Consider the following 22052-nt stretch of genomic DNA (forward strand, 5'->3'; position numbering starts at 1 on the left):
ATCAGGAACGCAGGAAGGCCAGCAGCTCGGCGTTGAGCTTGTCCTTGTGGGTGGACGGCAGGCCGTGCGGCGCGCCTTCGTACACGCTCAGCGTACCTTGCGGCAGCAGTTCCACGGCGCGGCGGGCGGTGGCGGCGATCGGCACGATCTGGTCGTCGTCGCCGTGGATCACCAGGGTCGGCACCGTCATCTTCTTCAGGTCTTCCGTGAAGTCGGTCTCAGAGAATTGCTTGATGCAGGCGTAGGCGCTGCGGATGCTGCACTGCATGCCCTGCAGCCAGAAGGTGTCGCGCAGGCCTTGCGAATCCCTGGTGCCTTCGCGGTTGAATCCGTAGAAGGCGGTGGTGAGGTCCTTGAAGAACTGCGAGCGGTCCGCTTGCACCGCGCTGCGGATGCCGTCGAACACTTCCATCGGCACGCCGTTCGGGTTGGCCGGGCCCACCAGCATCTGCGGCGTGACCGCGCCCACCAGCACCGCGCGCGCCACGCGGCCGGTGCCGTGGCGGCCTATGTAGCGCGCCACTTCGCCGCCGCCGGTGGAATGGCCCACCAGCGTGGCGCCGTTCAGGTCCAGCGCCTCGATCAGCGTGGCCAGGTCGTCGGCATAGGTGTCCATGTCGTTGCCATGCCATGGCTTGCTCGACAGGCCGTGGCCGCGGCGGTCGTGTGCGATAACACGGTAGCCGTGTTCTGCCAGGAACATCATCTGGTCTTCCCAGGCGTCGCCCTGCAGCGGCCAGCCGTGGCTGAACACCACGGCCGGGCCATGGCCCCAGTCTTTAAAGTTGATCAGCGTGCCGTCGCGGGTGGTAACGGTGTTGATAGTGCGGGTGGTGGTCATGGTTGCTCCCATTGGTTGAGTGGAGCCGCCATTCTGCGCAGCGCACGAAAGCCCGTCCATCTGGACTAAGGGAGAGACCCTGGCCGCCGCCGCATCATACTTTGGTGTGGGTTTCCCGCACGCGCGGCCGCACTATAATATGGCCATACCACTCCGTTTGAAGAAGGGCAGTGCATGGTCCGGGTTCAAGGCAGCCCTTTGCTGTCGATTTTGCTGGTCGGCCTGACGCTGACCATATTCGCTGTTGATGCGTTCACGCCGCTGGACGTGGCGATCGCCGTCATGTACGTGGTGGTGGTGCTGCTGTCGGCCAGCGTGTGGCGCAGGAGCGGCGTGATGCTGACCAGCGCGGTGTGCCTGTGCCTCACGCTGCTGGCCTACGCGCTGTCGCATGCGGCCACATTCTCCGGCCCGGCCTCCGGCCGCATGGTGGTGAGCCTGGCGGCGATCGGCATCACCGCCTGGCTGGCGCTGCGCTGGCAGGCCGCCACCAATGCGTTGATCGCGCGCGAAGAGGCGCTGCACCGCTCGCAGGCGCAGCTGGCCCATGTCACCCGGGTGACCATGCTGGGCGAGCTGGCGGCCTCCATCGCGCATGAAGTGAACCAGCCGCTGGCCGCCATCGCCACCAACGGCGAGGCCAGCCTGCGCTGGCTGAACCGCCCGCAGCCGGAGCTGGGCGAGGCGCGCGCCGCCATCGGCAGCCTGCTGGAGGCGGCCGGACGCGCCAGCGAAGTGATACGCCGCATTCGCGCGCTGGCGCGCCGCAGCGACCCGCGCCACCTGCCGCTGGCGCTGAACGACGTGGCGCTGGAAGCGGCCGGCCTGGTGCGGCGCGAACTGGCCAGCCACCAGGTGACGCTCAAGCTGGACCTGGCGCCCGGCCTGCCGCAGGTCTGCGGCGACCGCGTGCAGCTGCAGCAGGTGCTGATCAATCTGCTGATGAACGCCATGCAGGCCATGCAGCACTGCGCACCCGGGCAGGCTGTGCTGACACTGCGCACCCGCAGCTGCGACGAGGGCGGGGTGACGTGCAGCGTGGCCGACACCGGTCCCGGCATTCCCGCCGACCACTTGCCCAAGCTGTTCGATGCCTTCTTCAGCACCAAGGAAGACGGCATGGGCATGGGCCTGCCGATCTGCCGCTCCATTATCGAAACGCACGGCGGGCGCATTTGGGCCGGCGCGCAGGCCGGGGGCGCCGTGCTGCTGTTTTCCTTGCCCGCCCTGCGGCGCAATATGCCGGAGGGGGCGCCATGATCGTCTATATCGTGGACGACGACGCGCCGCTGCGCGCGGCCATTTCCAGCCTGCTGCGCTCGGTTGGCCTGCGTGTGGCCGATTTCGGCTCCGTGCCGCAGTTCCTGGCGCACCGGCGCGAGGAAGCGGCCAGCTGCCTGCTGCTCGACGTGCGGCTGCAGGGCATCAGCGGGCTGGATTTCCAGGCAGAGCTCAATCGCGACGGCGTGGCCTTGCCCGTGGTCTTCATGACCGGCCACGGCGACATCCCGATGTCTGTGCGCGCCATGAAGGCTGGCGCGCTCGACTTCCTGGCCAAGCCGTTCCGCGACCAGGACCTGATCGACGCGGTCAACGCGGCGCTGGAGGCGGACCGCGCCCGGCGCGAGGCCGGCCAGGCGCAGCAAGCCTTGCAGGCCTGCTACCAGTCGCTCACCCCGCGCGAGCGGGAGATCATGGCGCTGGCGGCCAGCGGCCTGATGAACAAGCAGATTGCCGCACAGGTGGGCACCAGCGAGGTGACCGTCAAGATCCACCGTGGCAACGCCATGCGCAAGATGCAGGCGCGCACCTTCGCCGACCTGGTGCGCATGGCCGAAGCGCTCGGCATCGACACGGCGCGCCCGGGCTGAACCAGCCAAGGGTATAGCCGTACTATACCCATGTATGATTTCGCCGCCGCGGCGCCGCCTGTATCGTGCTCCCATGATGTTTCAGGGAGTACGCCGTGTCCAGTTTTACCAGTTCCAGTCCAACGCAGGGCCCTTGCCGCGTCGCCATCGTCGATGACCACGACGACGTGCGCGGCGCCGTCAGCAGCCTGCTGCGTTCCTACGGCTACGCCGCCGCTGAATTCGATTGCGCCGAGAGCCTGCTGGCCGCCGGCGCGCAACACAACAGCCAATGCATCATCAGCGACCTGCAAATGCCGGGCATGAGCGGCATTGAGCTGCTTGAGCATCTGCGCCGCCAGGGCTGCACGGTGCCGTTGATCGTCCTGACCGCCTTCCCCGAGCCTGCAGTGCGCCAGCGCGCGCAGCAGGGCGGGGCGGCGGCCTTTCTCAGCAAACCTTTCCAGGGCGACGAGTTGATGCGATGCGTCAGCCAGGCTTGCGCCGCAACGATTCCTCCTTCGTCTTCAGAGCCATCCGCTTCATCCACCATTTAGGGAGCAGACATGAGTACAGCCTGGAATTCGCGCCGCACCGCCTACGCGCTGCTGGTATGCCTGATCGCCGCCAGCGTGGCGCTGTCGGTCCTGATCGAACGCTCCACCGGCGCCGGCATGACGCGGCTGGTGCACCTGTTCGACGTGGTGGCGCTGCTGACCGGCGCCTTCCTGCTGTACCACGTGCAGGCCCGCTTCCGGGTCGAGCAGCAACTGGCGTACCAGGCCGGGCATGATCCGCTGACCGGGCTGGCCCACCGCCGCTCCTTCGAGGCGCGCCTGCGCAGCCTTCCCGCGCGGCCGCACACCGTGGTGCTGGGCACCATAGACCGCTTCTCGCGCATCGTGGGCGGCTACGGCCACGGCTTCGGCGACCGCATGATCATCGGCCTGGCCCGGCGCATCCAGCATGCGGCCGAGGAATGCGGCGGCGAAGTGTACCGGCTGGACGGCGCCAACTTCGCCATCCTGTACCAGGGCCGCCGCGATAGCCCGGAGTTCGATACCGCCATCGGCGCCCTGCGCGCCAGGGCCGGCCAGCCGTATGTATGCGAAAGCCATGAAGTGTTTACCACCTTGAGCCTGGGCGCGGTGTGCTACCCGCAAGACGGCGCCGAGCCGGACGTCTTGCTGCGCAACGCCGACGCCGCCCTGCAGGCCGCGCGCCAGGCCGGCGGCGACACGCTGGTGCGCTATTCCGAGAGCCTGAACGCACAGGCCGGCCAGCGGCTGGACCTGGAAGCGCAGCTGCGCCGTGCGGTCGAGCGCGGGGAGCTGGAGCTGCACTATCAGCCGCAGCAATCGCTGTCGCACGGCGGCTTGATCGGCTTCGAGGCGCTGATACGCTGGCGCCGTGGCGGCGACCTGGTGGCGCCGGGCCATTTCATACCGCTGGCCGAGGAATCGGGCCTGATCGTCTCCATCGGCGAATGGGTGCTGGAGGAAGTGTGCCGCCAGCTTAGCGTGTGGCAGGCCGACAGCGGCCGGCGCCTGGTCATTGCCGTCAATATCTCGCCGCGCCAGTTCGCCGCGCCGGGCTTCCTGCCGCACATCGAGGCACTGCTGGCCGCCACCCACATCGATCCGTCCTGCATTGAACTGGAAATCACCGAAGGCGTGATGATGGAGAACGCCGAGAGCGCCATCGTGCTGCTGCAGCGCCTGCGCGCGCTGGGCTTGCGGCTGTCGATCGACGACTTCGGCACCGGCTTTTCCAGCCTGGCCTACCTGAGCCGCTTCCCGATCGACAAGCTGAAAATCGACCAGTCCTTCGTGCGCGACATGGGCACGGTGAAGGAGCAAAGCGCCATCGTGCAGGCCACCATCGGGCTGGGCCACAGCCTGGGCATGACGGTGATCGCCGAGGGCGTGGAAACCGAAGCCCAGCGCGCGCTGCTGCACGGCTGGCAGTGCGACGAAATCCAGGGCTACCACTACAGCCGCCCTTTGCCCGCCAAGGCCGCATTGAATTTCCTGCACGGCAGCATGCAGCTGCGCGCAGCCTGACGACAATAACCCCGCCACCAACCGGAGACTGACATGAACTGGTTCTACCACCTGAAGATTGCGCAAAAGCTGATCGCCGCCATTGCCGCCGTGCTGGCGCTTACCGTGGCGCTGGGCGTGTTTTGCTTCCTGCAGCTGCAGCACCTGAACCGTGTCAACAGCGAGATTATGCAGCGCTGGGCGCCGGCGGTGCGCAATGTGCTGCTGATCAAGGCCGACCTGCTGCGCTTCCGCACCTACGAGCTGCAGCATGCGCTGTCCACCCAGGCCGGCGAATTCGATTATTACGAAACGCAGATGAGCAATGAAATGGCGCAGCTGCTGGCCGCAGTGGAGTCCTACGCGCAAGCGCCCAAGTCGGACGCCGAACAGGCCGGCTTCCAGCAATTCCGAGCCGCGCTGGATTCCTACCGCGCCGCCGCGCGCCAGGTGGTGGCGCTGAACCGCAGCGGCAACCGTGCCGCCGCACTGGCGGTGCTGCGCGGCGACTCGCGCAAATACAACTTCGAGGCATCCGGGCTGGTGGCGGGGCTGGTGGCAGCCGGCGAAGCGGGCAGCGAGGCGGCGGCGGCATCGGCCGCCGCCGCCTACGCCAAGTCGCGCACCATGATCAGCGGCCTGATCGCGGCCACCGTGGTCCTCGGCATGCTGCTGGCGGCCTGGGTGGCGCGGCTGATTTCGCAGCCATTGCGCCAGGCGGTCGATATCGCCCGGCGCGTCGCCGGCGGCGACTTGCGTACGGTGGCCGTGAGCGGCTGGCGCGATGAAACCGGCGAACTGCTGCGCGCGCTGAACGGCATGAACCAGCGCCTGCGGCAGATGGTGGGCCAGGTGCGCAGCGGCGCCGATACCGTCGCCGCCGCGTCCGAGCAGATCAGTGCCGGCAACGCCGACCTGGCCAGCCGCACCGAGCGCCAGGCCGCCTCGCTGGAGGAAACCGCCGCCACCATGGAACAGCTCACCGTCACGGTCGGCCACAATGCCGACAAGGCGGCCCAGGCGCACAGCCTGATGGAGCGCACCGCTGCCCAAGCGCATAGCGCGGAAGAGGCGGTGGGCGCCATGCTGGCCACCATGGACGGCATCGATGCATCCTCGCGCCGCATCGGCGACATCGTCGGCGTCATGGACGGCATCGCCTTCCAGACCAACCTGCTGGCGCTGAACGCGGCGGTGGAAGCGGCACGGGCCGGCGAGCAGGGACGCGGCTTCGCCGTGGTGGCGGGCGAGGTGCGCAGCCTGGCGCAGCGCAGCGCGCAGTCGGCGCGCGAGATCAAGCAGCTGATCGCCGCATCCATCGAGCAGGTGGGCGAGGGCAGCCGCGTGGTGCACGGCGCCGGCGCCACCATCGCCGGGGTGACGGGCGGCGTGCGCCGCGTGGCCGGGCTGGTGGCCGAAATCAGCGCGGGCAACCGCGAGCAGAGCATCGGGTTGCAGCAGGTGAACCACACGCTGTCCGAGCTGGACGGCGCCACCCAGCAGAACGCTGCGCTGGTGGAGCAGTCGCTGGCGGCCTTGGTGTCGCTGGGCGAACAGGCGCAGCGCCTCACCCGCAGCGTGGACGTGTTCCGCCTGCGCGACACGCAGCAGGATGCCAGCGAAGGCGTGATCGACATGGCGCTGGAGCCGGCGCCCGCCGCAGCAGCCCCGGGCTGGCCGGTGCGGCGCGCCGGCGCCCCCCGGCGCCCGCGCGCCGCTGCCCATCCAGTCTACGTGGCGGGGGTGGTATGAGCGCCATCAAGGTCTACCTGCTGCACGACTGCCCCATCGTCAAGGCCGGCCTGAGCGCCATCCTGTCCGGCCAGCCCGGCCTGGACGTGAGCGCGCCGGGGGAATGGCCGGCGCCTGCCGCGGAAGGCGTGGTGATTGCCGACTACGCGGCGGTGATGCAGGCGGCGCGGCAGAAGGAGCGGCTGGCGCGGCTGATGGTGTTTACGTCGCTGCGCAAGGAATGCCAGGTGCTGCGCGCGATGGAGGGCGGCGTGCTGGGCTACCTGGTGCAGGAATGCGCGGCGGCGGACGTGGTGGCCGGTGTACACGCGGTGGCCCAGGGTACGCGCTACCTGTGCGCAGCGGCCAGGCTGGGCGTGGTGAGTTCGCTGGGCCGCCAGCAGCTCACGCCGCGCGAAGAGGAGGTGCTGCACATCCTGGCGCGCGGCTGTCCGGACAAGGCCATCGCGCGCGAACTGGGCATCGGCCTCGGCACCGTCAAGACCCATATGAAGCAGCTGATGCACAAGTTCGACGCCGCCTGCCGCACCCAGGTGGTGCTGGCGGCGTTCGAGCGCGGCCTGCTGGCGGCTTAGCGCGGGCGCAGTGGCCTATGTCGCCAGCGTGATCACGTTCAGCAGCCCCTCGCGCGCCATCTTGGCGTAGGGGCAGACCCGTTCGGCGTTGCGCACCAGTTCCTCCGCCGTGGCCTGGCGCAAGCCGGGCAGGCGGATCTTCACCTCCGCGGTGAGCAGGTACATGCCGTCCACCGGGTCGCGCGCGAAGGACACCGAGACCTCCACCGAGCACTCGGCCGCGCCCAGCCCGGCCCTGGCCGCCAGCAGGCAAAGCACGCCGTGGAAGCAGGCCGCGAAGCCGGCCGCGAACAGCTGCTCCGGATTGGTGCCGCCGCCCGGGCCGCCCAGTTCCGGCGGCAGGCGCAGCGCCAGCTCCAGGTTGCCGTCGTCCGAACGCGCCACGCCGGAGGCGCGCCCGTGCCCGGCCTCGCCGCCCGTCACTGTCACTGCCGTGCTGTAGAGGGTCTGGATGTCCTGCCCGACGTATTTGTCGAGCAGCGATAACGGCGGCGGCGCGAGCGGCTTCATTAGTGGTTGTCTCCCGGGTTTGGAACGCGCGGTGCACGCGTGGATATGCGCTATCCGGCTCAGTCTAAGCCTGCGCCGCTCGGTGCGCTAGATCCGTGCCGGGCGCCACAGTGTTGAGCGCCAGGCACCAATCGCCGGCGGCGGCCATCCGATTGGTGCCTGGCGCTCACCAGCGTGCGGCCCGCCATGTGCCTACCGCCGCCCCCGGCGCGCTCCTAGAATGGCTCTGTACCGCGCGCTTCCGCAAGCGGACACCGGACCCACCAACCAGGAGATCATCATGACCCACCGTATCAACTACCAGGAGCAATCCCCGGAACTGTTCAAGAAGCTCGTGGAGCTCAACACCGTCATCAAGCAAGGCGCGATCGAAGAATCCATCCTCGACCTGGTGGCGATCCGCGCTTCGCAGATCAACGGCTGCGGTTTTTGCGTGGACATGCACATCAAGCAGGCCACCATCCACGGCGAACGCCCGCTGCGCCTGCACCACCTGGCCGCGTGGCGTGAATCGACGCTGTTCATTCCGCGCGAACGCGCCGCGCTGGCCTGGACCGAAGTGCTGACCCGCCTGCCCGAGCAGGGCGTGCCGGACGACATCTACGAGCGTGTGCGCACGCAGCTGTCCGAAAAGGAGCTGTCCGACCTGACCTTCGAGATCATGGCCATCAACGCGTGGAACCGCATCAACGTCGCCTTCAAGTTCGTGCCCGGCTCGTACGACAAGGCCTTCGGCCTGGATAAAGCCCACCTCGAATAACAGCCATGGCGGGTTTTTCCCGCCTTCCGTGCCACGCCTGCTGCCTGGAGCCCATCATGAATGCACCGATCTGCCTGCTTACCAGCCGCGCCGCGGCCCACCGCACCAGGGTTTACCTGATGCACAGCTGTCCCATCGTCTGCGCCGGGCTGGGCGCCATGCTGGCCGGCCAGCCCGGCCTGGACGTGAGCGCGCCGGGGCAGTGGCCGTGCAGCGATGAGGCCTGCGTGGTGATTGCCGATTACGCGTCCGCGCTGCGCGCCGCGCGCGACTGCGGGGGAGCTGGCACGGAGCGGGCCAGGCGGCTGCTGGTGGTCACGCAGCACGGCAAGGAAGGCGAAGTGCGCCTTGCGGTGGATAGCGGCGTGCACGGCTACCTGCTGCAGGAGGCCGATGCCGGCGAACTGGTGGAATGCGTGCGCCTGCTCGGCATGGGCTGCCGCTATCTCGGCGCGGCCGCCAGCCGCAGCGTGGCCAACGCGCTGGGCCGCCCGCCGCTGACGCGGCGCGAGGCCGACGTGCTGTCCATCCTCTCGCGCGGCCATCCGGACAAGCTGATCGCGCGCGAATTGGGCATAGGCGTGGGCACGGTGAAAACCCACATGAAGCAGCTGATGCAGAAGTTCGAGGCGTCCACCCGCACGCAAGTGGTGCTGAGCGCGATGGAGCAGGGGCTGCTGGCCGGCCAGCTCAGTCCACCAGCGTAACGACGCTGAGCAGCCCCTCGCGCGCCATTTTGGCGTAGGGGCAAACGCGCTCGGCGTTGCGCACCAGTTCTTCGGCGGCGGCCTGTTTCATGCCGGGCAGGCGCACCGTCAGCGCGGAAGTGAGCAGATACATGCCGTCCATCGGATCGCGCGCGAAAGAGACCGACACTTCCACCGAGGCGCCGTCCGCGCCCAGGCCGGCCTTGGCCGACAGCAGGCTGATAACGCCGTGGAAGCAGGCCGCAAAGCCGGCTGCGAAAAGCTGTTCGGGATTGGTGCCGCCGCCCGGGCCGCCCAGTTCGGGCGGCAGGCGCAACGATAAATCGAGATTGCCGTCGTCCGAGCGGGCCACGCCGGAGGCGCGCCCGTGTTCGGCCTCGCCCCCCGTTACCCGCACCGTCGTCGTGTACAAGGGCTGGATATCCTGGCCCACGTATTTATCGAGCAGCGAGAGCGGCGGCGGGGCGAGCGGCTTCATTTCTTCTGCAGCCAGCTCTGGATGGTGGCCGTGCCCAGGCGCGCTTTGCCGGCCGGGACCAGGGTGCGCTCGTTCAGCAGCGCGCCGAAGTAGCGCGCGCCGGCATCGGCTTCCACCTTGCGCGGATCACCGATCGACTGCAGGTATTGCTGCACCAGCCCGGATAGCGGGAACGCTTCCGGACCGGCGATTTCCACCGTGCCGTTGAGCGGGGCGGCGGTGGCGTAATCTGCCATGGCCAGCGCCACGTCGTCCGACGAAATCGGCTGCACCAGCGCCGGCGACAGGCGCACGGTATTGCCGTCCGCGCCGGATTGCGCGATCCCGCCGAGGAATTCGAAGAACTGGGTCGAATGGACGATGGTGTAGGGCACCTTGGCTTCCTTGATCAATTTTTCCTGTGCTATCTTACCCCGGAAATAGCCGCTTTCGGCCAGCAGATCGGTGCCCACCACCGACAGCGCGATATGGTGCTTCACGCCTGCCTCGGTTTCCGCCTTGAGCAGGTTGCGGCCGGACGCGGTGAAGAAGGCCAGCACGTCGTCGTCCGCGAAGGACGGTGAATTGGCCACGTCGATCACCACGTCGGCCCCGGCCAGTGCGGCGGCCAGGCCTTCGCCGGTGACGGTGTTGACGCCGGAATTGGGCGAAGCGGCGATGGCTTCATGGCCGCGCTGCTGCAGGATCTTGATGGTTTTGCTGCCGATCAGGCCGGTGCCACCGATAACGACGATTTTCATGATGAAACTCCTTGTGTTGCGCTCAGGACGGCTGAGGGACCCGGTTGCGGAGATCGCGGTACAAGGTCCAGTTTAGGTTGCGCATGGGGGCGCCGGTAGGCCTGCGCATGGCTCCACAGTGGTGAGCGGCAGGCACCAATGGCGCGGGTTGGCAAGCGCAGTCAGGGCGGGGAGAAATTGCCGATGCAGTACAGGTCCAGCGAGCGGATCTGCAGCGTGATGTAGTCGATGAAAACGCGGCTGCGGGTGGGCAGGTGGCGCCGGTTCAGGTAGCACAGATAGTGGCCCCGGTCGTCCGGCGCGTATTGCGGCAGCACCGCCACCAGCTCGCCGCTGCGCAGCAGCTCGCAGACCTGGTAACCGGCCAGCTGCGCCAGCCCTTCGCCGTTGAGCACCGCCTGCAGCACCAGGTCGGCGTCATTGAAGGTGCAGGAAGCCTTGGGCTGCAGCGAGCGCGTCACGCCGCCGACCCGGAATTCCCATTCCTCCACCCGGCCCGAGGACTCGCGGTAGGTGATGCAGCGGTGCCGGGCGATGTCGTCCACGCTGTCCGGCAGGCCGTGCGCCCTGGCGTAGGCGGGCGAGGCGCATACCAGCAGCTGCATCGGGATCAGCTGCTTGGCCACCACCTGGCTGTCGTCCATGCGGCCATTGCGGAACGCCACGTCGACGCGCTTGGCGATGAAGTCGGTGGGGTTGCTGTCCAATACAAGATCGACCGTGATGTCCGGGTACAGGGCGCGAAAGCCGCTCAGCAGCGGCGCCACCACCTTGCGTCCGAAGCCGGCCGTGGCGCACAGGCGCAGCTGGCCGCGCGGCGCGCCCGAGCGCAGGTCGCGCATTTCTTCCACGGCCTGCACGATGCGTTCCACGCCGGGGCTGCAATACTCGTAAAATAACTGGCCTTCGCTGGTGAGCGTGGTGCTGCGCGTGGTGCGCAGGAACAAGCGGGTGTCGAGCTGGGTTTCCAGTTTGAGGATGCTGCGGCTCACCGCCGAACGGCCGATGCCGAGCCGGTCCGCCGCCCTGGCGAAGCTGCCTTCGGTGGCCACGGCGATAAACGCCACCACCCCGGCGTAGGTGGTGGCGAAGCTGGACGCGAGGGCGTCGGATTCTGCTGCGGAGAATGAATTCATGTTTTCCAGAGCATTATTCTGAGACAATATTGACAGGAAGTAGATTAAACCTGCAGGAGTGGCGAGTAAATGCCAAACATCGGTGATTTTCTGCCAAGCGCGCCGCGCCGGCCGCTGGTGCTATTCGTGGCCTTCCCCGGCCTGTGCATGCTGGACATGGCCGGCCCACAGACCGTGTTCTGGTGCGCGGACCGCGTGATGCGGCAGCGCGGCCGCCCCGGCTACGCGCGCCACACGGTGAGCGTGGAGGGCGGTGCGGTGCCGACGCTGGAGGGCGTGCCCATGTTCACCGAGTCCCTGTCGGCGTTCCGGCCGGAAGACGTGGACACCATCGTGGTCCCCGGCGCGCCCCATATCGAACAAGTGCTGCAACATGCGCAGCCGCTGGTGGACTGGCTGCGCGCGGCGGCGGGCACCGCACGCCGCACCACCTCGGTCTGCAGCGGTGCATTTGTGCTGGCGCAAGCAGGTTTGCTCGACGGTAAGCGCGCCGCGACCCACTGGGCCTTGAGCGACCGGCTCAAGGAGCTCCATCCCAAGGTGGAAATCGAGCGCCAGGCCATCTTCGTGCACCAGGGCGGCATCTGGACCTCGGCCGGTGTGACCGCCGGCATCGACCTGGCGCTGGCGCTGGTGGAAGCGGACTGCGGGCGCGACGTGGCGCTGGAAGTGGCGCGTGAGCTGGTGGTGTTCGTCAAGCGGCCGGGCGGGCACGCGCAGTTCAGCGCCTTGCTGGACTCGCAGCTGCGCGACGGCGACAAGTTCGAAGCGCTGCACTTGTGGATCGCCGACAACCTGGGCAACGCCAGCCTGACGGTGGACGAACTGGCCAGGCGCGTGCTCATGAGCCCTCGCAATTTCTCGCGCGTGTACCGCGAAACCACGGGCCGCACGCCGGCCAAGGCGGTGGAGCTGTTCCGCCTGGAGGCGGCGCGCCGCCTGCTGGAAGATTCCAGCCGCAATATCGACCAGATCGCGCGCGACTGCGGCTTCGGCGACGAGGGCCGCATGCGGCAGTGCTTCCAGCGCAACCTGTCCGAATCGCCCAGCGCCTACCGCGAACGCTTCCGCAGCGCTGCCTGAGGCCACCCTGGCTGGCCGCGTCACAGGATGATGGCGTGGCGCGCCGCAACCCCATCGTCCGGCGGCGCTTCCTCGCCCAGCAGTTCGCGCAGGTCGCCCTCGATCTGGCGGCAGATATGCGTGACCGGCACGTCGTTGGCGCCGCCCTCGAAGGGATTCTCGGTGCTCTCGCCCACCTGGTCCAGCGCCACATACATCCACGCCACCAGCACGCTGAACGGAATCGCCAGCCAGGCCATGTGGCCGGCCAGCGCGCCGCCCACCACCTCATTGAGCTTGTCGAATTCCCGCACCACGCCCAGCGGCAGCAGCGCGGCGAAGAGCCACACGAAGAGAGTGTGGATAATGGCGTACTGGCGCGGGTAGGGGAAGTTCTTGATGCGCTCCGCGCGGCTGTGCAGGTCGATCAGCTCCTTCAGGGTTTTCTGCATCTCGGCGTGCTGCAGCACCGGGATCGCCTGGCTGGCAAACAGCTCCTTGATGGCGCTGCTTTGCATGCCGATCAGCGTCAGCGCGGGCCGGCGTGAGCGGGCCAGTTGCGCCGCGCTGGCTTCCGGCAGATAGGCGCGCAGCGCCGACTCCAGCGGCACATCGTGCTCGGCCACCGTATAACATCTGGCGCGGTACTCGAAGTTGTATTGGTTGGCCGCCGCCTCCCACACGCGCGCGCTGCGTAGCTGGTAACGGACGCAGGCCAGCCACGCCAGGTGGCGCTGCACCAGCTCGCGCGCAGCCAGCGGCATGCCGGTGAAGTCGCGGCTGATCAGGCCCCAGTAGCGGCTGATGCTGGCGAGGCTGCTCCACACCTGCTGCGCCTCCAGCGTCCGGTTGTAGGTTTGCGCGTTCTTGAAGCCCACGATGAAAGAGGCCGCCGTGCCCAGCAGCGCCGCCACCGCCCATGGCATGGCCAGCCAGCGCCATGCAAGCAGCTCGTAGGCCGCCACCTGCGCGGTAGACAGCGCCAGCAGGATATAAGTCTTGCGCCGCGTCCAGCGCAGGAATTCGGCCAGGCCGTAGGATCGTCCGATGTGCATGATGTGTTCCGGGTGCGTGGGATGCATCCAGTATCACATGCGCGGCACGTCTTGATTGGTGCCTGATGCTCACCAGCGTGGGGCCCGCCATGTGCCTACCGGCGGCGGTGGCGCGCACCTAGAATGAATCCAGCAGCAGCCCACCACCCAACTGGAGAACCACCATGAACACCAAGAACATCGTCCTCGGCCTGTGCGTGAACGTCGCCATGATCCTGGCAATGCCGGCGGCGCAAGGCGCACCCGGCGGCGTGTCGGTCAAGCCTCTCATCAACAGGGACGTGCCCGAATCAGCTGGCAAGGAATTGCTGATGATCTCCGTGGAATACGCCCCCGGCGGCGAAGATCCGGTGCACCGCCACGACGCGCACGGCATAGTCTACGTGCTGGAAGGCTCCATCGTCATGGGCGTCAAGGGCGGCAAGGAAGTGACCCTGAAGCCGGGCGACACCTTCTATGAAGGCCCCGCCGACCTGCACACCGTGGGCCGCAACGCCAGCAAGACCAAGCCGGCCAGGTTCGTCGTCTTCCTGCTGAAGGAGAAGAACAAGCCGGTGCTGATCCCGACCGACCACTAAGGGGTACGGAGATTCCTGCGTCACACGTACGCCAGCATGCGGCCGCAAGTGATCAGCGCCACCCACAGCAGCAGCGACAGCGCCGCCTGAGCCCGCGCCAGTGGCGGGGCAGGGTGCCCGACGTCCCAGGCCGCCGCATTGCGGTACACGCCGGCATGGAAGCAGGCCGCGTTCAGGCCGGCCGCAGCCAGCAGCGCCAGCTTCAGCCTGAAGACGGGATTGGCGATGAATTCCAGCGGCTGGGAGGCAAACAGCAGCGCGCCGGCCGGCACCACCAGCAGCAGGCTGGCCAGCGCCCAGCGCAGCAGGTGCCGCCCCAGCGTCCGCACCGGCAGCGTGCGCGCGCAGCCCAGCACGCGCAGGTCGAACAGCGCCACAGCGCCCACCAGCACGGCAAAGCCGAAAATGTGCACGGTTTCCACCACGGGATAGAGCCACAGGCTGCCGCGCATGGCCTGCGACAGCGGTGTCGACGCCAGCCACTCGGCGGCGCCGGCCACCAGCGGCATCAGCGCAGCTCCGTGGTCTTGCCGGCCAGGGTGATGCGTTCGGCGCGCAGTTCGTCGCCCTTGCTGCGGTGCGGATAGCCCATCACGCTGGCCTGCTTGCCGGCCGCCAGCGCGTCCTTTTCCAGCCCCCGGCTTTCCATGCGCGAGGGCGGCGCCAGCACCACGGTCCAGCTCTGGGTGCCGGTCTTGAGCCGCACGAAGCCGTGCGGATGCGAATAACCCGCCTCCTCGATAGTGCCGCTCAGCGTCAGCGGCCGCTGCGCGTCGTATTCGCTCCAGCCGTGGTGGGCCAGGGCGGATGTCGCCGCAAACGCGGCCAGCAAGAACCAGTTTCTCATGGTGTGCTCCCGTATCAGAATGGCATCTGGTGACGGAGCGATTCTACGCCGTCTGGGGCGGAGGGGCGCACAGCCCGGGAAGCAGCCGCGCCGCTACCCCCGCCGCGACAGCACGGCTGCCTGGTGCGCGTCCTTTTCCTGCCACTTGGACGCGCCCAGCAGGATCACGTGCAGTTGCTGCACGAAATTTTCCTCCATCTCGCCCTCCAGCAGCGGCTGGCCGGGCGGCAGGTCCAGGATGTCGGTGGCGGCGGCCAGCATGGTCATGACGATCAGGCCGCACACCATCTGCAGGCGCGGGGTCGGCAAGTCCCTGTAGCGGCCCAGTGCGCGGATGTCCTGCGCCATTTCATTGGTGAAGTGGGTCACGTCGGTGCGGATCGCCAGGCGCAGGATGCGGCTGCCGCCCGAGCGCTCGGTGGCGATGAACTGGAACTGCAGCCGGTTCGCCTTCACATAATCCAGGTACACCCGCACCGAGCGGCGCAGGATGGAGCCGCGTGAAACGTCGATCTGGCGCGCTTCGCGCAGCAGGCGGCGCAAGGTGATGCCCATCTCGTCCACCAGTTCCAGCCCCAGCTCGTCCGTGTTGCGGAAGTGGCGGTAGAAGGCGTTCGGCACCACGCCGGCCTGGCGCGCGATCTCGCGCAGCCCCAGGCTGGTGAAGCTGCGCCCTTCGCCCACCAGCGTCAGCGCCGCCTGCAGCAATGCCTTGCGGGTGCCGGTCTTGCGTTCCGGCCGTGCCGCGCCTTCCTCGGTTTCGTGTTCGCTCATAGATCTCATGTGTACAGGTGTATCCCTATTTTACACGGCCATGGCAGGCAAATGTGACAGGCTGATGACAGGTTTGCCTGTTATTTGATCAACCGGGGCTTGACTTGATGTGTACAAGTGTACACAATCATGGCAATCCTTATTATTTGCCATGCGTTTGCTATCCCAATGACTTTACGATCTTCCCTGGCCAGCCTGGCGGACATGTTCGCCTACCCGCTGCGCCATTCGCACTACGTGGAGCTGGTGAACCCGCTCTGGACCTCGCACGCCCTGATGGCGCGCGTGGTCGCCGTGCATGAAGAAACCGCCGACAGCCGCACCCTGACCCTGCGCCCGGGCGCCGGCTGGCGCAGCCACCGTCCCGGCCAGTTCGTGCGCCTGGGCGTGCCGATCGGCGGCCAGCGCCATACCCGCACCTATTCCATCTCGTCCGCGCCGGACCGCGAGGACGGCTGCATCACCGTCACCGTGAAGGCGGTGGTCGAAGGCAGGGTGTCGCAGCGCCTGGTGCGCCAGGTGCGCGTGGGCGAATACCTGCCGCTGGGCGAACCGCAAGGCGATTTCGTGCTGCCCGAGTCGATGCCGGTGCACCCGCTGTTCATCACCGGCGGCAGCGGCATTACGCCCGTCATGAGCATGCTGCGCAACTACGTGCAGGAGTACGAAGTGGTACCGGACACGGTGCACATGCACTATGCGCCGCGCGCCGGCGACGTCATTTTCGGCGCCGAACTGGATACGCTGGCCGCCACCCAGCGCCACTACCAGCTGCAGCGCTACTACACCCAGGACGGCGGCGCCCACTTCAGTGCCGCACAGCTGGAAGCGGCCTGCCCGGACTGGCGCACGCGCGAAGTGTGGGCCTGCGGCCCGGCTTCCCTGCTGGCGGCGGTGGAAGCGCACTGGCAGGCTGCCGGCCTGTCGCACCTGCTGCACGTGGAGCGTTTCCACGCACCGCTGGCCGCAACCACCGCCGAAGCGACCGCAGGCCGCGTCACCTTCGCCGGCAGCGCCACCGAGGCGCAGTCGGACGGCGCCACCAGCCTGCTGCTGATCGCCGAGAATGCCGGCCTCAATCCCAAGCACGGCTGCCGCATGGGCATCTGCCACGGCTGCGACACCAAGCTGGTCAGCGGCTGCGTGCGCGACCTGCGCAACGGCGCCCTGATCGCCGAGCCGGGCGACACCGTGCAAGTCTGCGTCTGCAGCGCAGTCGGCGACGTCGAACTGGCGCTGTAAACTATTTAAGAGAATTCCATGCCCATTCCATCCCACCTCTCCCCCGCCGACATCGCGGCCTTTGGCAGCGAGATCGAATCCATCCGCAACGAAGTCATGGCCAGCCGCGGCGAGCGCGATGCGCGCTACATCCGCCGCTTGCTGAAAATCCACCGCTATCTGGAGATCAGCGGCCGCCTGGCCATTTACGCCAGCCTGGCGCTGCTGCCGCAATGGGGCCATGCGCTGGCCGGCTGGGCCTATTTCTGGCCCGTGATGGTGCTGGGCGTGCTGACGCTGGGCGCGGCCAAGATCCTGGAAAACATGGAGATTGGCCACAACATCCTGCACGCGCAATGGGACTGGCTGCGCGACCCGGAAATCCAGTCGGGCCGCTGGGAGTGGGACCATGTGTGCCCGTCCGACCAGTGGAAGCACGCCCACAACGTCAAGCACCACACCTGGACCAATGTGCTGGGCAAGGATGCCGACGTGGCGGGTTACGGCCTGCTGCGCCTGTTCTCCGGCCAGCGCTGGAAGCCCTTCAACCTGGGCAATCCGCTGTGGGCCTTGCTGCTGGCGGTGTTCTTCGAGTGGGGCATCGCGATCCAGGAACTGGAGCTGGGCCGCGTGCTGCAGGGCCGCCTGAAGTGGGCCACCTTGCGTCCAATGTGGCTGCGCACGCGCGGCAAGATCCTGCGCCAGATGCGCAAGGACTACCTGCTGTTCCCGCTGCTGGCCGGCCCGTTCTTCTTCTACGTGGCGGGCGCCAACGCGGCGGCCAACATCGTGCGCAACCTGTGGACCTATCTGATCATTTTCTGCGGCCACTTCCCGATGGACGTGCACGTGTTTACCAAGGCTGAGGTGGAGAACGAAAGCCGCGCGCACTGGTACGTGCGCCAGCTGCTGGGTTCCTGCAATATCAAGGGCGGCAAGCTGTTCCACATCATGAGCGGCAACCTGAGCCACCAGATCGAGCACCACCTGTTCCCCGACATGCCGAGCAACCGCTACGGCGAGGTGGCGCCGCGCGTGCGCGCGCTGTGCGCCCGGTACCGCCTGCCGTACAACACCGGCTCGCTCACGCGCCAGTTCGGCACCACGGTGCTGCGCATCCTGCGCATGAGCTTCCCCGGTTACAGCCCGCTGCTGGACGGCCCGCCGCCGGCGCGTCCGCAGCGTGCGCGCAAGGTGGGCGACGCCGCCACCTCGGCGTAATTACCTCCTCTCGGCCTGCGGCGTGCTCACCAGCTTCTGCAGGCTGTATCCCTGTTTCTCCAGGCGCGCCAGCAGGGCCGCGTACGCTTGCGGCGCCACTTGCGGCGTGCGCGACAAGATCCACAGGTACTCGCGTTTCGGTTCGCTCACGGCCGCAAGCTGGTACTGCTCGTCCAGGTCGATGACCCAGTAGTCGGCCCACACGAAGGGCAAGAAGGACAGCCACGCCGGCGCAAAGCGCACTTCCAGCTTGGGCGACTCGGCGCCGCCCACCTGGCGGCCCTCGGCTGTCGCGACGATGGCGTCGTTCTTTTCAATCGCGCAGCGGTTGGTCACCAGTACCGTCTTGTCGGGCTGCAGCGCGTAGGTCGCGGTGGTGTTGCCCACGCATTTGCGCTGGAAGTAGTTGGGATATTTTGCGATCTCGTACCAGGTGCCCATGTAGCGCGGCACGTCCAGCGCGGGGATCGGCTGCACGGGTTCCGCTGGCGCCGCGGCGGCGCCGGCGCAGGCCAGAGCGAGGCTGGCGGCAGTCAGGATTTTAAGCATTGGATAGTCTCCGGGCGAAAGCCGCCATGGTAGCGCCTGGCGCCGAAATGTGCTGCGGAAATCAATCCGGGCCGGGAAATCACCTATACTGTCACGATGAAAATTGCCATGTTGCTGGCGCTGGCAATGGCCCTGCCGGCTGCGGCGGAATGCAGCAAGGTCATCGTCTCCGCCGATCCCGACTATCAGCCACTGCATTGGTATGACGGCCAGAGCTTGCGCGGCGCCAGCATCGACCTGGCTACCCGCGTGCTGGAGGACATCGGCGCGCCCTATGAAGTGCGTTACAGCGGGCCGTGGAAGCGGGTGCTCGCCGCGGCGCAGGCTGGCCAGGTGGACCTGGTGGCGACGCTGAAGATCCTGCCGGAGCGCGAGCGCTACCTGGCGTTTGCGCCCACCCCTGCGTTCCGCAACCCGGTTGCCATCTTCGTTGACCGCCAGCGCAGCTTTGCTTACGCCAACTGGGACGACTTGCGGGACAAGCGTGGCGGCGCCGCGCTGGGTAACCGCTTTGGCCCGGATTTCGACAGATTCGCCGAGACGGAACTGCACTTGCAGGAGTCCGGCACGCTGGACACCAATTTCCGCAAGCTGGGGCTGGGCCGCATCGACTACTTCCTGGTCGGACTGTACGCCGGAGAGGCATACCTGGCCAACCATGGGCTGGGCGAGCGTTACATGGCCCTGCGGCCTTTCGCCACCGAGGACAGGAACTACTTCGGCTTCTCGCGCAACAGCCCGTGCATCAAGTACCTGGAGCCGTTCGAAGCGCGCTTGCGCGCGCTGGTGAAGTCCGGCGCCGCCGTGTCCATCCTGAACGCCAACCTGCAGCGCACCGGCATTTTGCTGGACGGCGCCAGCTTGACGCACAAATAGCCGATTACATGCCTGGCGGCGGCACTTCGGGGATCTGGTTACGCAGGCTCAGGTTGATCGAATTCCAACCCCTGATGACAGCGATGGCGTAGGCCATTTCAGCCACTTCGGTTTCGTTGAAGTGCGCGCGCAGCTCGGCGTAGGCGGCGTCGGTGTCGTCCTTGTGCGGCAGCGCGTTCACGGCTTCAGCCCAGCCCAGCGCGGCGCGTTCGCGGGCGCTGAAGAAGGAGGCGGGGGCTTCGCGCCAGCCGGCGATGGCGTTCAGGTGACGGTAGTCCGCGCCTTGCTTCACCAGGTCGCGCCAGTGCATGTCCACGCACAGGCCGCAGCCGTTTATCTGCGACACGCGCAGGTTGATCAGCTCCACCAGGCGCGCGCCCAGCGAACTTTGCTTGGCGGCGCCGGACAGGGCGATCATCGCTTTCAGGGGAGCGGGGGCCAGGGTGAACAGCGAAATACGTGCACTCATGATGGTCTCTTTCAGGTCAGGGCAACACCCAATGTGCTGCTTTCATACCCATAAGACGTGGGCCGCCGCGCCCTTGTGACAGCTTTTCGGGAAAATTGTTCAAATTTTCCGATTTCAGCCGTTCAGCATGCGTCCGCCATCAACGACAATCTCGGCGCCCACCGTCCAGCGGGACTCGTCCGAAGCGAGGTACAGCACCGCCTTGGCCACTTCCTCCGGTGTGCCGAAGCGGCCGGCCGGGATTGATGCGGTAATTTCCTGGTTGAGCTGCCCGCGGTAGGCGTCCGGTATGCCCAGCTTGTCATACAGCGGCGTGTCGACCGGGCCTGGGCTGACGGCGTTGACGCGGATGCCGTTTCCCAGCAGTTCGCTGGACAGCGTCTTCGACATGTTCAGGAAGGCGGCCTTGGTCGCGGCGTAGACCGATGAACGCGCCGCGCCGACATGCGCGCTGACCGACGTGTTGAGCACCACCGAAGCGGGGTTGGCGAATACCGGCAGCAGCGCCTGGATCAGGAAGTAGGGGCCCTTGACGTTGACGTCGAACGAGCGGTCGAACATTTCCTCGGTCCACGATTCGACCGGCGCCCAAACGGAGACGCCAGCGTTGAGAAAGGCGATATCGAGCTGGCCGTAATGGGCCTGGACGGCCTGCGCCAGTTGCTTCTGGGCGGTCACGCTGGCCGAGTCGGCACTCAGCACCAGAACCTCGCTGCCAAGTTCCGCCCTGGCCTTGGCAATGGACTGCGGAGTGATCCCGGTGACGATGACGCGGGCGCCTTCGGCAAGGAATTGCCGGGCAGTTTCGAGGCCGATGCCGCTGGTGCCGCCGGTGATAAGTGTGCGTTTGCCTTGTAAACGGGCCATTAAAAGTTCTCCTGTTGGTGATTCGTGGCCAGCCAGTATCGGCCGGCCTGCCGTGGAGTGAACTATGCGCCCATGCTTCAAATCCGATAAGATCATGTCTTTGCATATGTTTCATGCTTCCGGAGCATGAATGGGGCATGAATGGAGCATGAATGGAGCATGAAACGGGGCATGAATAACAGCCTGATCAAGGCACGAATGGAGAGTTGACCTTGGACCGCTTTCTTGTGATGTCCTGCTTTGCGCGCGCGGTGGAGACCGGCAGCTTCTCCGCCGCCGGCCGCGACCTGGGTCTGGGACAGCCCAACGTGAGCCGCCATGTGGCGGCGCTGGAAGAGCATCTGCAAACCCGGCTGCTGCACCGGTCCACGCGCAAGCTTGCGCTCACGCCGGAGGGCGAGCGCTATTATGCGGAAGTGCGGCGCATCCTGGACGCGGTGGAGGAGTCCGAGTCGTCCTTCAGGGAGAACGCCAATCCGTCCGGCCTGCTGCGCGTGGCCTGCCCGACGGCGCTGGCCCACGCCTTTGTGCTGCCGCATATTCCCGCGTTCCTGGAACGCTATCCGGGCCTGGCGCTGGAGCTCCAGCTCAATGACCGGTATGTCGGCCTGGTCGACGAGGGTGTGGAGCTGGCGATCAGGATAGGACACCTGGAGGACAGTGCGCTGCGTGCGCGGCGCATCGGCCTGTTCGAGCGCGTATTTGTGGCCAGCAAGGGCTATCTCGCCAAGCGCGGCATGCCCCTCGCGCCCGACGATCTGCGCGGGCACGATTGCGTGGTCTACACCTTGCTGTCGTCAGGCGCCACATGGCGCTTCCGGGATACCGAAGTTCCCGTGTCCGGCAGGCTCCGGGTCAACTCGCCGGAGGCCGCGCGCGAAATGGTCAATGCGGGACTCGGGATCGGACATGGGCCGGCATGGCTCTTCCAGGAAGGGCTCGGGAGCGGCAATCTGCAACTGCTGCTGACGGAACATACGCCCCCGGCGGTGCCGGTTCAAATCGTCTACGTCGCAAACCGGCTGCTTCCGACCCGGGCTGTCGCATTCATGGATTTCATTGCCGGCGTGTTCGCACAGCTTCCGGCGTTTACGCCGGGCGCATGAAGGGCAATCACTCACGAGAATGCGCAAACGGCGTGA

At 67.1% G+C, this 22052-nt stretch carries 26 protein-coding genes; 14 read left to right on the top strand and 12 right to left on the bottom strand.

Going from position 1 to position 22052, the window contains the following annotated elements; genetic code table 11:
• Position 1 precedes the first annotated feature (1 nt).
• The gene (locus tag AC6H42_RS18650) at positions 2-823 is read right to left on the bottom strand and encodes an alpha/beta fold hydrolase (protein ID WP_497548695.1); all 822 of its coding nucleotides are present in this window, start codon (positions 821-823) and stop codon (positions 2-4) included.
• Between the two features lie 192 nt (positions 824-1015).
• Here AC6H42_RS18650 and AC6H42_RS18655 point away from each other — a divergent pair, with 192 nt between their 5' ends.
• The 6 genes from AC6H42_RS18655 to AC6H42_RS18680 all read left to right on the top strand — a co-directional run bounded on the left by AC6H42_RS18655 (position 1016) and on the right by AC6H42_RS18680 (position 7060).
• Entirely contained in the window at positions 1016-2101 is a 1086-nt protein-coding gene (locus AC6H42_RS18655) for a sensor histidine kinase (protein ID WP_082551606.1), read from the top strand.
• Complete coding sequence (locus AC6H42_RS18660; RefSeq protein ID WP_057153913.1) at positions 2098-2712, top strand: response regulator transcription factor; 615 nt, start codon at positions 2098-2100, stop codon at positions 2710-2712. The genes AC6H42_RS18655 and AC6H42_RS18660 overlap by 4 nt, the downstream gene beginning before the upstream one ends.
• Before the next feature lie 95 nt (positions 2713-2807).
• Positions 2808-3248 carry a response regulator transcription factor gene (locus AC6H42_RS18665; protein WP_057153914.1) on the top strand — a complete coding sequence of 147 codons (441 nt, stop codon included), beginning with the start codon at positions 2808-2810 and terminating at the stop codon, positions 3246-3248.
• A 9-nt stretch (positions 3249-3257) separates the two neighbouring features.
• Positions 3258-4754, top strand: a complete 1497-nt coding sequence (locus tag AC6H42_RS18670; protein WP_057153915.1) for a putative bifunctional diguanylate cyclase/phosphodiesterase — start codon at positions 3258-3260, stop codon at positions 4752-4754.
• 33 nt (positions 4755-4787) lie between these two features.
• Positions 4788-6485: a methyl-accepting chemotaxis protein gene (locus tag AC6H42_RS18675; RefSeq protein ID WP_497548680.1), complete on the top strand. Its 1698-nt coding sequence runs from the start codon at positions 4788-4790 to the stop codon at positions 6483-6485.
• Positions 6482-7060 carry a response regulator transcription factor gene (locus AC6H42_RS18680; RefSeq protein ID WP_057153917.1) on the top strand — a complete coding sequence of 193 codons (579 nt, stop codon included), beginning with the start codon at positions 6482-6484 and terminating at the stop codon, positions 7058-7060. The genes AC6H42_RS18675 and AC6H42_RS18680 overlap by 4 nt, the downstream gene beginning before the upstream one ends.
• 15 nt (positions 7061-7075) lie before the next feature.
• Here the strand turns inward: AC6H42_RS18680 and AC6H42_RS18685 are convergent, their stop codons facing one another.
• Positions 7076-7570, bottom strand: a complete 495-nt coding sequence (locus tag AC6H42_RS18685) for an Ohr family peroxiredoxin (protein WP_497548681.1) — start codon at positions 7568-7570, stop codon at positions 7076-7078.
• A 280-nt stretch (positions 7571-7850) separates the two neighbouring features.
• On the opposite strand from AC6H42_RS18685, the gene AC6H42_RS18690 reads away from it, so the two are divergent.
• Complete coding sequence (locus tag AC6H42_RS18690) at positions 7851-8330, top strand: carboxymuconolactone decarboxylase family protein (RefSeq protein WP_057153972.1); 480 nt, start codon at positions 7851-7853, stop codon at positions 8328-8330.
• Positions 8331-8386: 56 nt separating this feature from the next.
• Positions 8387-9037, top strand: coding sequence for a LuxR C-terminal-related transcriptional regulator (locus tag AC6H42_RS18695; RefSeq protein ID WP_057153919.1), 651 nt, complete (start codon positions 8387-8389; stop codon positions 9035-9037).
• Here the strand turns inward: AC6H42_RS18695 and AC6H42_RS18700 are convergent.
• From AC6H42_RS18700 to AC6H42_RS18710, 3 genes are all read right to left on the bottom strand, one after another.
• Positions 9021-9515 carry an Ohr family peroxiredoxin gene (locus AC6H42_RS18700; RefSeq protein ID WP_057153920.1) on the bottom strand — a complete coding sequence of 165 codons (495 nt, stop codon included), beginning with the start codon at positions 9513-9515 and terminating at the stop codon, positions 9021-9023. The two genes, AC6H42_RS18695 and AC6H42_RS18700, sit on opposite strands and share 17 nt — an antisense overlap.
• Positions 9512-10255 (bottom strand): SDR family oxidoreductase, encoded by a 744-nt coding sequence (locus AC6H42_RS18705; protein WP_497548682.1) that lies wholly within the window; start codon positions 10253-10255, stop codon positions 9512-9514. The genes AC6H42_RS18700 and AC6H42_RS18705 overlap by 4 nt, the downstream gene beginning before the upstream one ends.
• Before the next feature lie 161 nt (positions 10256-10416).
• Positions 10417-11391 carry a LysR family transcriptional regulator gene (locus tag AC6H42_RS18710; RefSeq protein ID WP_057153922.1) on the bottom strand — a complete coding sequence of 325 codons (975 nt, stop codon included), beginning with the start codon at positions 11389-11391 and terminating at the stop codon, positions 10417-10419.
• Positions 11392-11460: 69 nt separating this feature from the next.
• Between AC6H42_RS18710 and AC6H42_RS18715 the strand changes: the two genes are divergently transcribed.
• Entirely contained in the window at positions 11461-12474 is a 1014-nt protein-coding gene (locus AC6H42_RS18715) for a GlxA family transcriptional regulator (protein WP_057153923.1), read from the top strand.
• A 20-nt stretch (positions 12475-12494) separates the two neighbouring features.
• On the opposite strand, the gene AC6H42_RS18720 is transcribed toward AC6H42_RS18715, so the two are convergent.
• Positions 12495-13508: a bestrophin family protein gene (locus AC6H42_RS18720; protein WP_497548683.1), complete on the bottom strand. Its 1014-nt coding sequence runs from the start codon at positions 13506-13508 to the stop codon at positions 12495-12497.
• 164 nt (positions 13509-13672) lie between these two features.
• On the opposite strand from AC6H42_RS18720, the gene AC6H42_RS18725 reads away from it, so the two are divergent.
• A complete protein-coding gene (locus AC6H42_RS18725) occupies positions 13673-14086 on the top strand; it encodes a cupin domain-containing protein (RefSeq protein ID WP_082551608.1) in 414 nt (137 codons plus the stop codon).
• A gap of 20 nt (positions 14087-14106) precedes the next feature.
• On the opposite strand, the gene AC6H42_RS18730 is transcribed toward AC6H42_RS18725, so the two are convergent.
• From AC6H42_RS18730 to fabR, 3 genes are all read right to left on the bottom strand, one after another.
• Positions 14107-14595, bottom strand: a complete 489-nt coding sequence (locus tag AC6H42_RS18730; protein WP_057153924.1) for a hypothetical protein — start codon at positions 14593-14595, stop codon at positions 14107-14109.
• Positions 14595-14933: a DUF6152 family protein gene (locus AC6H42_RS18735; RefSeq protein WP_057153925.1), complete on the bottom strand. Its 339-nt coding sequence runs from the start codon at positions 14931-14933 to the stop codon at positions 14595-14597. The genes AC6H42_RS18730 and AC6H42_RS18735 overlap by 1 nt, the downstream gene beginning before the upstream one ends.
• A 93-nt stretch (positions 14934-15026) precedes the next feature.
• A complete protein-coding gene (gene fabR, locus AC6H42_RS18740) occupies positions 15027-15707 on the bottom strand; it encodes an HTH-type transcriptional repressor FabR (RefSeq protein ID WP_082551609.1) in 681 nt (226 codons plus the stop codon).
• Positions 15708-15875: 168 nt separating this feature from the next.
• Between fabR and AC6H42_RS18745 the strand changes: the two genes are divergently transcribed.
• Both AC6H42_RS18745 and AC6H42_RS18750 read left to right on the top strand, forming a co-directional pair.
• Positions 15876-16949: a ferredoxin reductase gene (locus tag AC6H42_RS18745; protein WP_497548684.1), complete on the top strand. Its 1074-nt coding sequence runs from the start codon at positions 15876-15878 to the stop codon at positions 16947-16949.
• Positions 16950-16967: 18 nt separating this feature from the next.
• The gene (locus AC6H42_RS18750) at positions 16968-18149 is read left to right on the top strand and encodes a fatty acid desaturase family protein (protein ID WP_497548685.1); all 1182 of its coding nucleotides are present in this window, start codon (positions 16968-16970) and stop codon (positions 18147-18149) included.
• On the opposite strand, the gene AC6H42_RS18755 is transcribed toward AC6H42_RS18750, so the two are convergent.
• A complete protein-coding gene (locus tag AC6H42_RS18755; RefSeq protein WP_057153929.1) occupies positions 18150-18698 on the bottom strand; it encodes a lipocalin family protein in 549 nt (182 codons plus the stop codon).
• Positions 18699-18794: 96 nt separating this feature from the next.
• Between AC6H42_RS18755 and AC6H42_RS18760 the strand changes: the two genes are divergently transcribed.
• Entirely contained in the window at positions 18795-19574 is a 780-nt protein-coding gene (locus AC6H42_RS18760; protein ID WP_057153930.1) for a substrate-binding periplasmic protein, read from the top strand.
• 4 nt (positions 19575-19578) lie between these two features.
• Here AC6H42_RS18760 and AC6H42_RS18765 read toward each other — a convergent pair whose 3' ends face one another.
• Positions 19579-20043: a carboxymuconolactone decarboxylase family protein gene (locus tag AC6H42_RS18765; protein ID WP_057153931.1), complete on the bottom strand. Its 465-nt coding sequence runs from the start codon at positions 20041-20043 to the stop codon at positions 19579-19581.
• A 114-nt stretch (positions 20044-20157) separates the two neighbouring features.
• Positions 20158-20910: an SDR family oxidoreductase gene (locus tag AC6H42_RS18770; protein ID WP_057153932.1), complete on the bottom strand. Its 753-nt coding sequence runs from the start codon at positions 20908-20910 to the stop codon at positions 20158-20160.
• Between the two features lie 212 nt (positions 20911-21122).
• Here AC6H42_RS18770 and AC6H42_RS18775 point away from each other — a divergent pair, with 212 nt between their 5' ends.
• Entirely contained in the window at positions 21123-22016 is an 894-nt protein-coding gene (locus AC6H42_RS18775) for a LysR family transcriptional regulator (RefSeq protein ID WP_057153975.1), read from the top strand.
• Positions 22017-22052: the final 36 nt, after the last annotated feature.

Source organism: Massilia sp. NBRC 108631 (assembly GCF_059704565.1).

What these genes read in the sequence shown, in the direction of transcription:
- AC6H42_RS18680 (WP_057153917.1), top strand. Translation starts at nt 6,482, where the DNA reads ATGAGCGCCATCAAGGTCTACCTGCTGCACGACTGCCCCATCGTCAAG.
- AC6H42_RS18695 (WP_057153919.1), top strand. Translation starts at nt 8,387, where the DNA reads ATGAATGCACCGATCTGCCTGCTTACCAGCCGCGCCGCGGCCCACCGC.
- AC6H42_RS18735 (WP_057153925.1), bottom strand. Translation starts at nt 14,933, where the DNA reads ATGAGAAACTGGTTCTTGCTGGCCGCGTTTGCGGCGACATCCGCCCTG.
- AC6H42_RS18705 (WP_497548682.1), bottom strand. Translation starts at nt 10,255, where the DNA reads ATGAAAATCGTCGTTATCGGTGGCACCGGCCTGATCGGCAGCAAAACC.
- AC6H42_RS18725 (WP_082551608.1), top strand. Translation starts at nt 13,673, where the DNA reads ATGAACACCAAGAACATCGTCCTCGGCCTGTGCGTGAACGTCGCCATG.
- AC6H42_RS18755 (WP_057153929.1), bottom strand. Translation starts at nt 18,698, where the DNA reads ATGCTTAAAATCCTGACTGCCGCCAGCCTCGCTCTGGCCTGCGCCGGC.
- AC6H42_RS18660 (WP_057153913.1), top strand. Translation starts at nt 2,098, where the DNA reads ATGATCGTCTATATCGTGGACGACGACGCGCCGCTGCGCGCGGCCATT.
- AC6H42_RS18760 (WP_057153930.1), top strand. Translation starts at nt 18,795, where the DNA reads ATGAAAATTGCCATGTTGCTGGCGCTGGCAATGGCCCTGCCGGCTGCG.
- AC6H42_RS18720 (WP_497548683.1), bottom strand. Translation starts at nt 13,508, where the DNA reads ATGCACATCGGACGATCCTACGGCCTGGCCGAATTCCTGCGCTGGACG.
- AC6H42_RS18745 (WP_497548684.1), top strand. Translation starts at nt 15,876, where the DNA reads ATGACTTTACGATCTTCCCTGGCCAGCCTGGCGGACATGTTCGCCTAC.
- fabR (WP_082551609.1), bottom strand. Translation starts at nt 15,707, where the DNA reads ATGAGCGAACACGAAACCGAGGAAGGCGCGGCACGGCCGGAACGCAAG.
- AC6H42_RS18750 (WP_497548685.1), top strand. Translation starts at nt 16,968, where the DNA reads ATGCCCATTCCATCCCACCTCTCCCCCGCCGACATCGCGGCCTTTGGC.
- AC6H42_RS18685 (WP_497548681.1), bottom strand. Translation starts at nt 7,570, where the DNA reads ATGAAGCCGCTCGCGCCGCCGCCGTTATCGCTGCTCGACAAATACGTC.
- AC6H42_RS18700 (WP_057153920.1), bottom strand. Translation starts at nt 9,515, where the DNA reads ATGAAGCCGCTCGCCCCGCCGCCGCTCTCGCTGCTCGATAAATACGTG.
- AC6H42_RS18655 (WP_082551606.1), top strand. Translation starts at nt 1,016, where the DNA reads ATGGTCCGGGTTCAAGGCAGCCCTTTGCTGTCGATTTTGCTGGTCGGC.
- AC6H42_RS18765 (WP_057153931.1), bottom strand. Translation starts at nt 20,043, where the DNA reads ATGAGTGCACGTATTTCGCTGTTCACCCTGGCCCCCGCTCCCCTGAAA.
- AC6H42_RS18730 (WP_057153924.1), bottom strand. Translation starts at nt 14,595, where the DNA reads ATGCCGCTGGTGGCCGGCGCCGCCGAGTGGCTGGCGTCGACACCGCTG.
- AC6H42_RS18675 (WP_497548680.1), top strand. Translation starts at nt 4,788, where the DNA reads ATGAACTGGTTCTACCACCTGAAGATTGCGCAAAAGCTGATCGCCGCC.
- AC6H42_RS18770 (WP_057153932.1), bottom strand. Translation starts at nt 20,910, where the DNA reads ATGGCCCGTTTACAAGGCAAACGCACACTTATCACCGGCGGCACCAGC.
- AC6H42_RS18710 (WP_057153922.1), bottom strand. Translation starts at nt 11,391, where the DNA reads ATGAATTCATTCTCCGCAGCAGAATCCGACGCCCTCGCGTCCAGCTTC.
- AC6H42_RS18715 (WP_057153923.1), top strand. Translation starts at nt 11,461, where the DNA reads ATGCCAAACATCGGTGATTTTCTGCCAAGCGCGCCGCGCCGGCCGCTG.
- AC6H42_RS18690 (WP_057153972.1), top strand. Translation starts at nt 7,851, where the DNA reads ATGACCCACCGTATCAACTACCAGGAGCAATCCCCGGAACTGTTCAAG.
- AC6H42_RS18670 (WP_057153915.1), top strand. Translation starts at nt 3,258, where the DNA reads ATGAGTACAGCCTGGAATTCGCGCCGCACCGCCTACGCGCTGCTGGTA.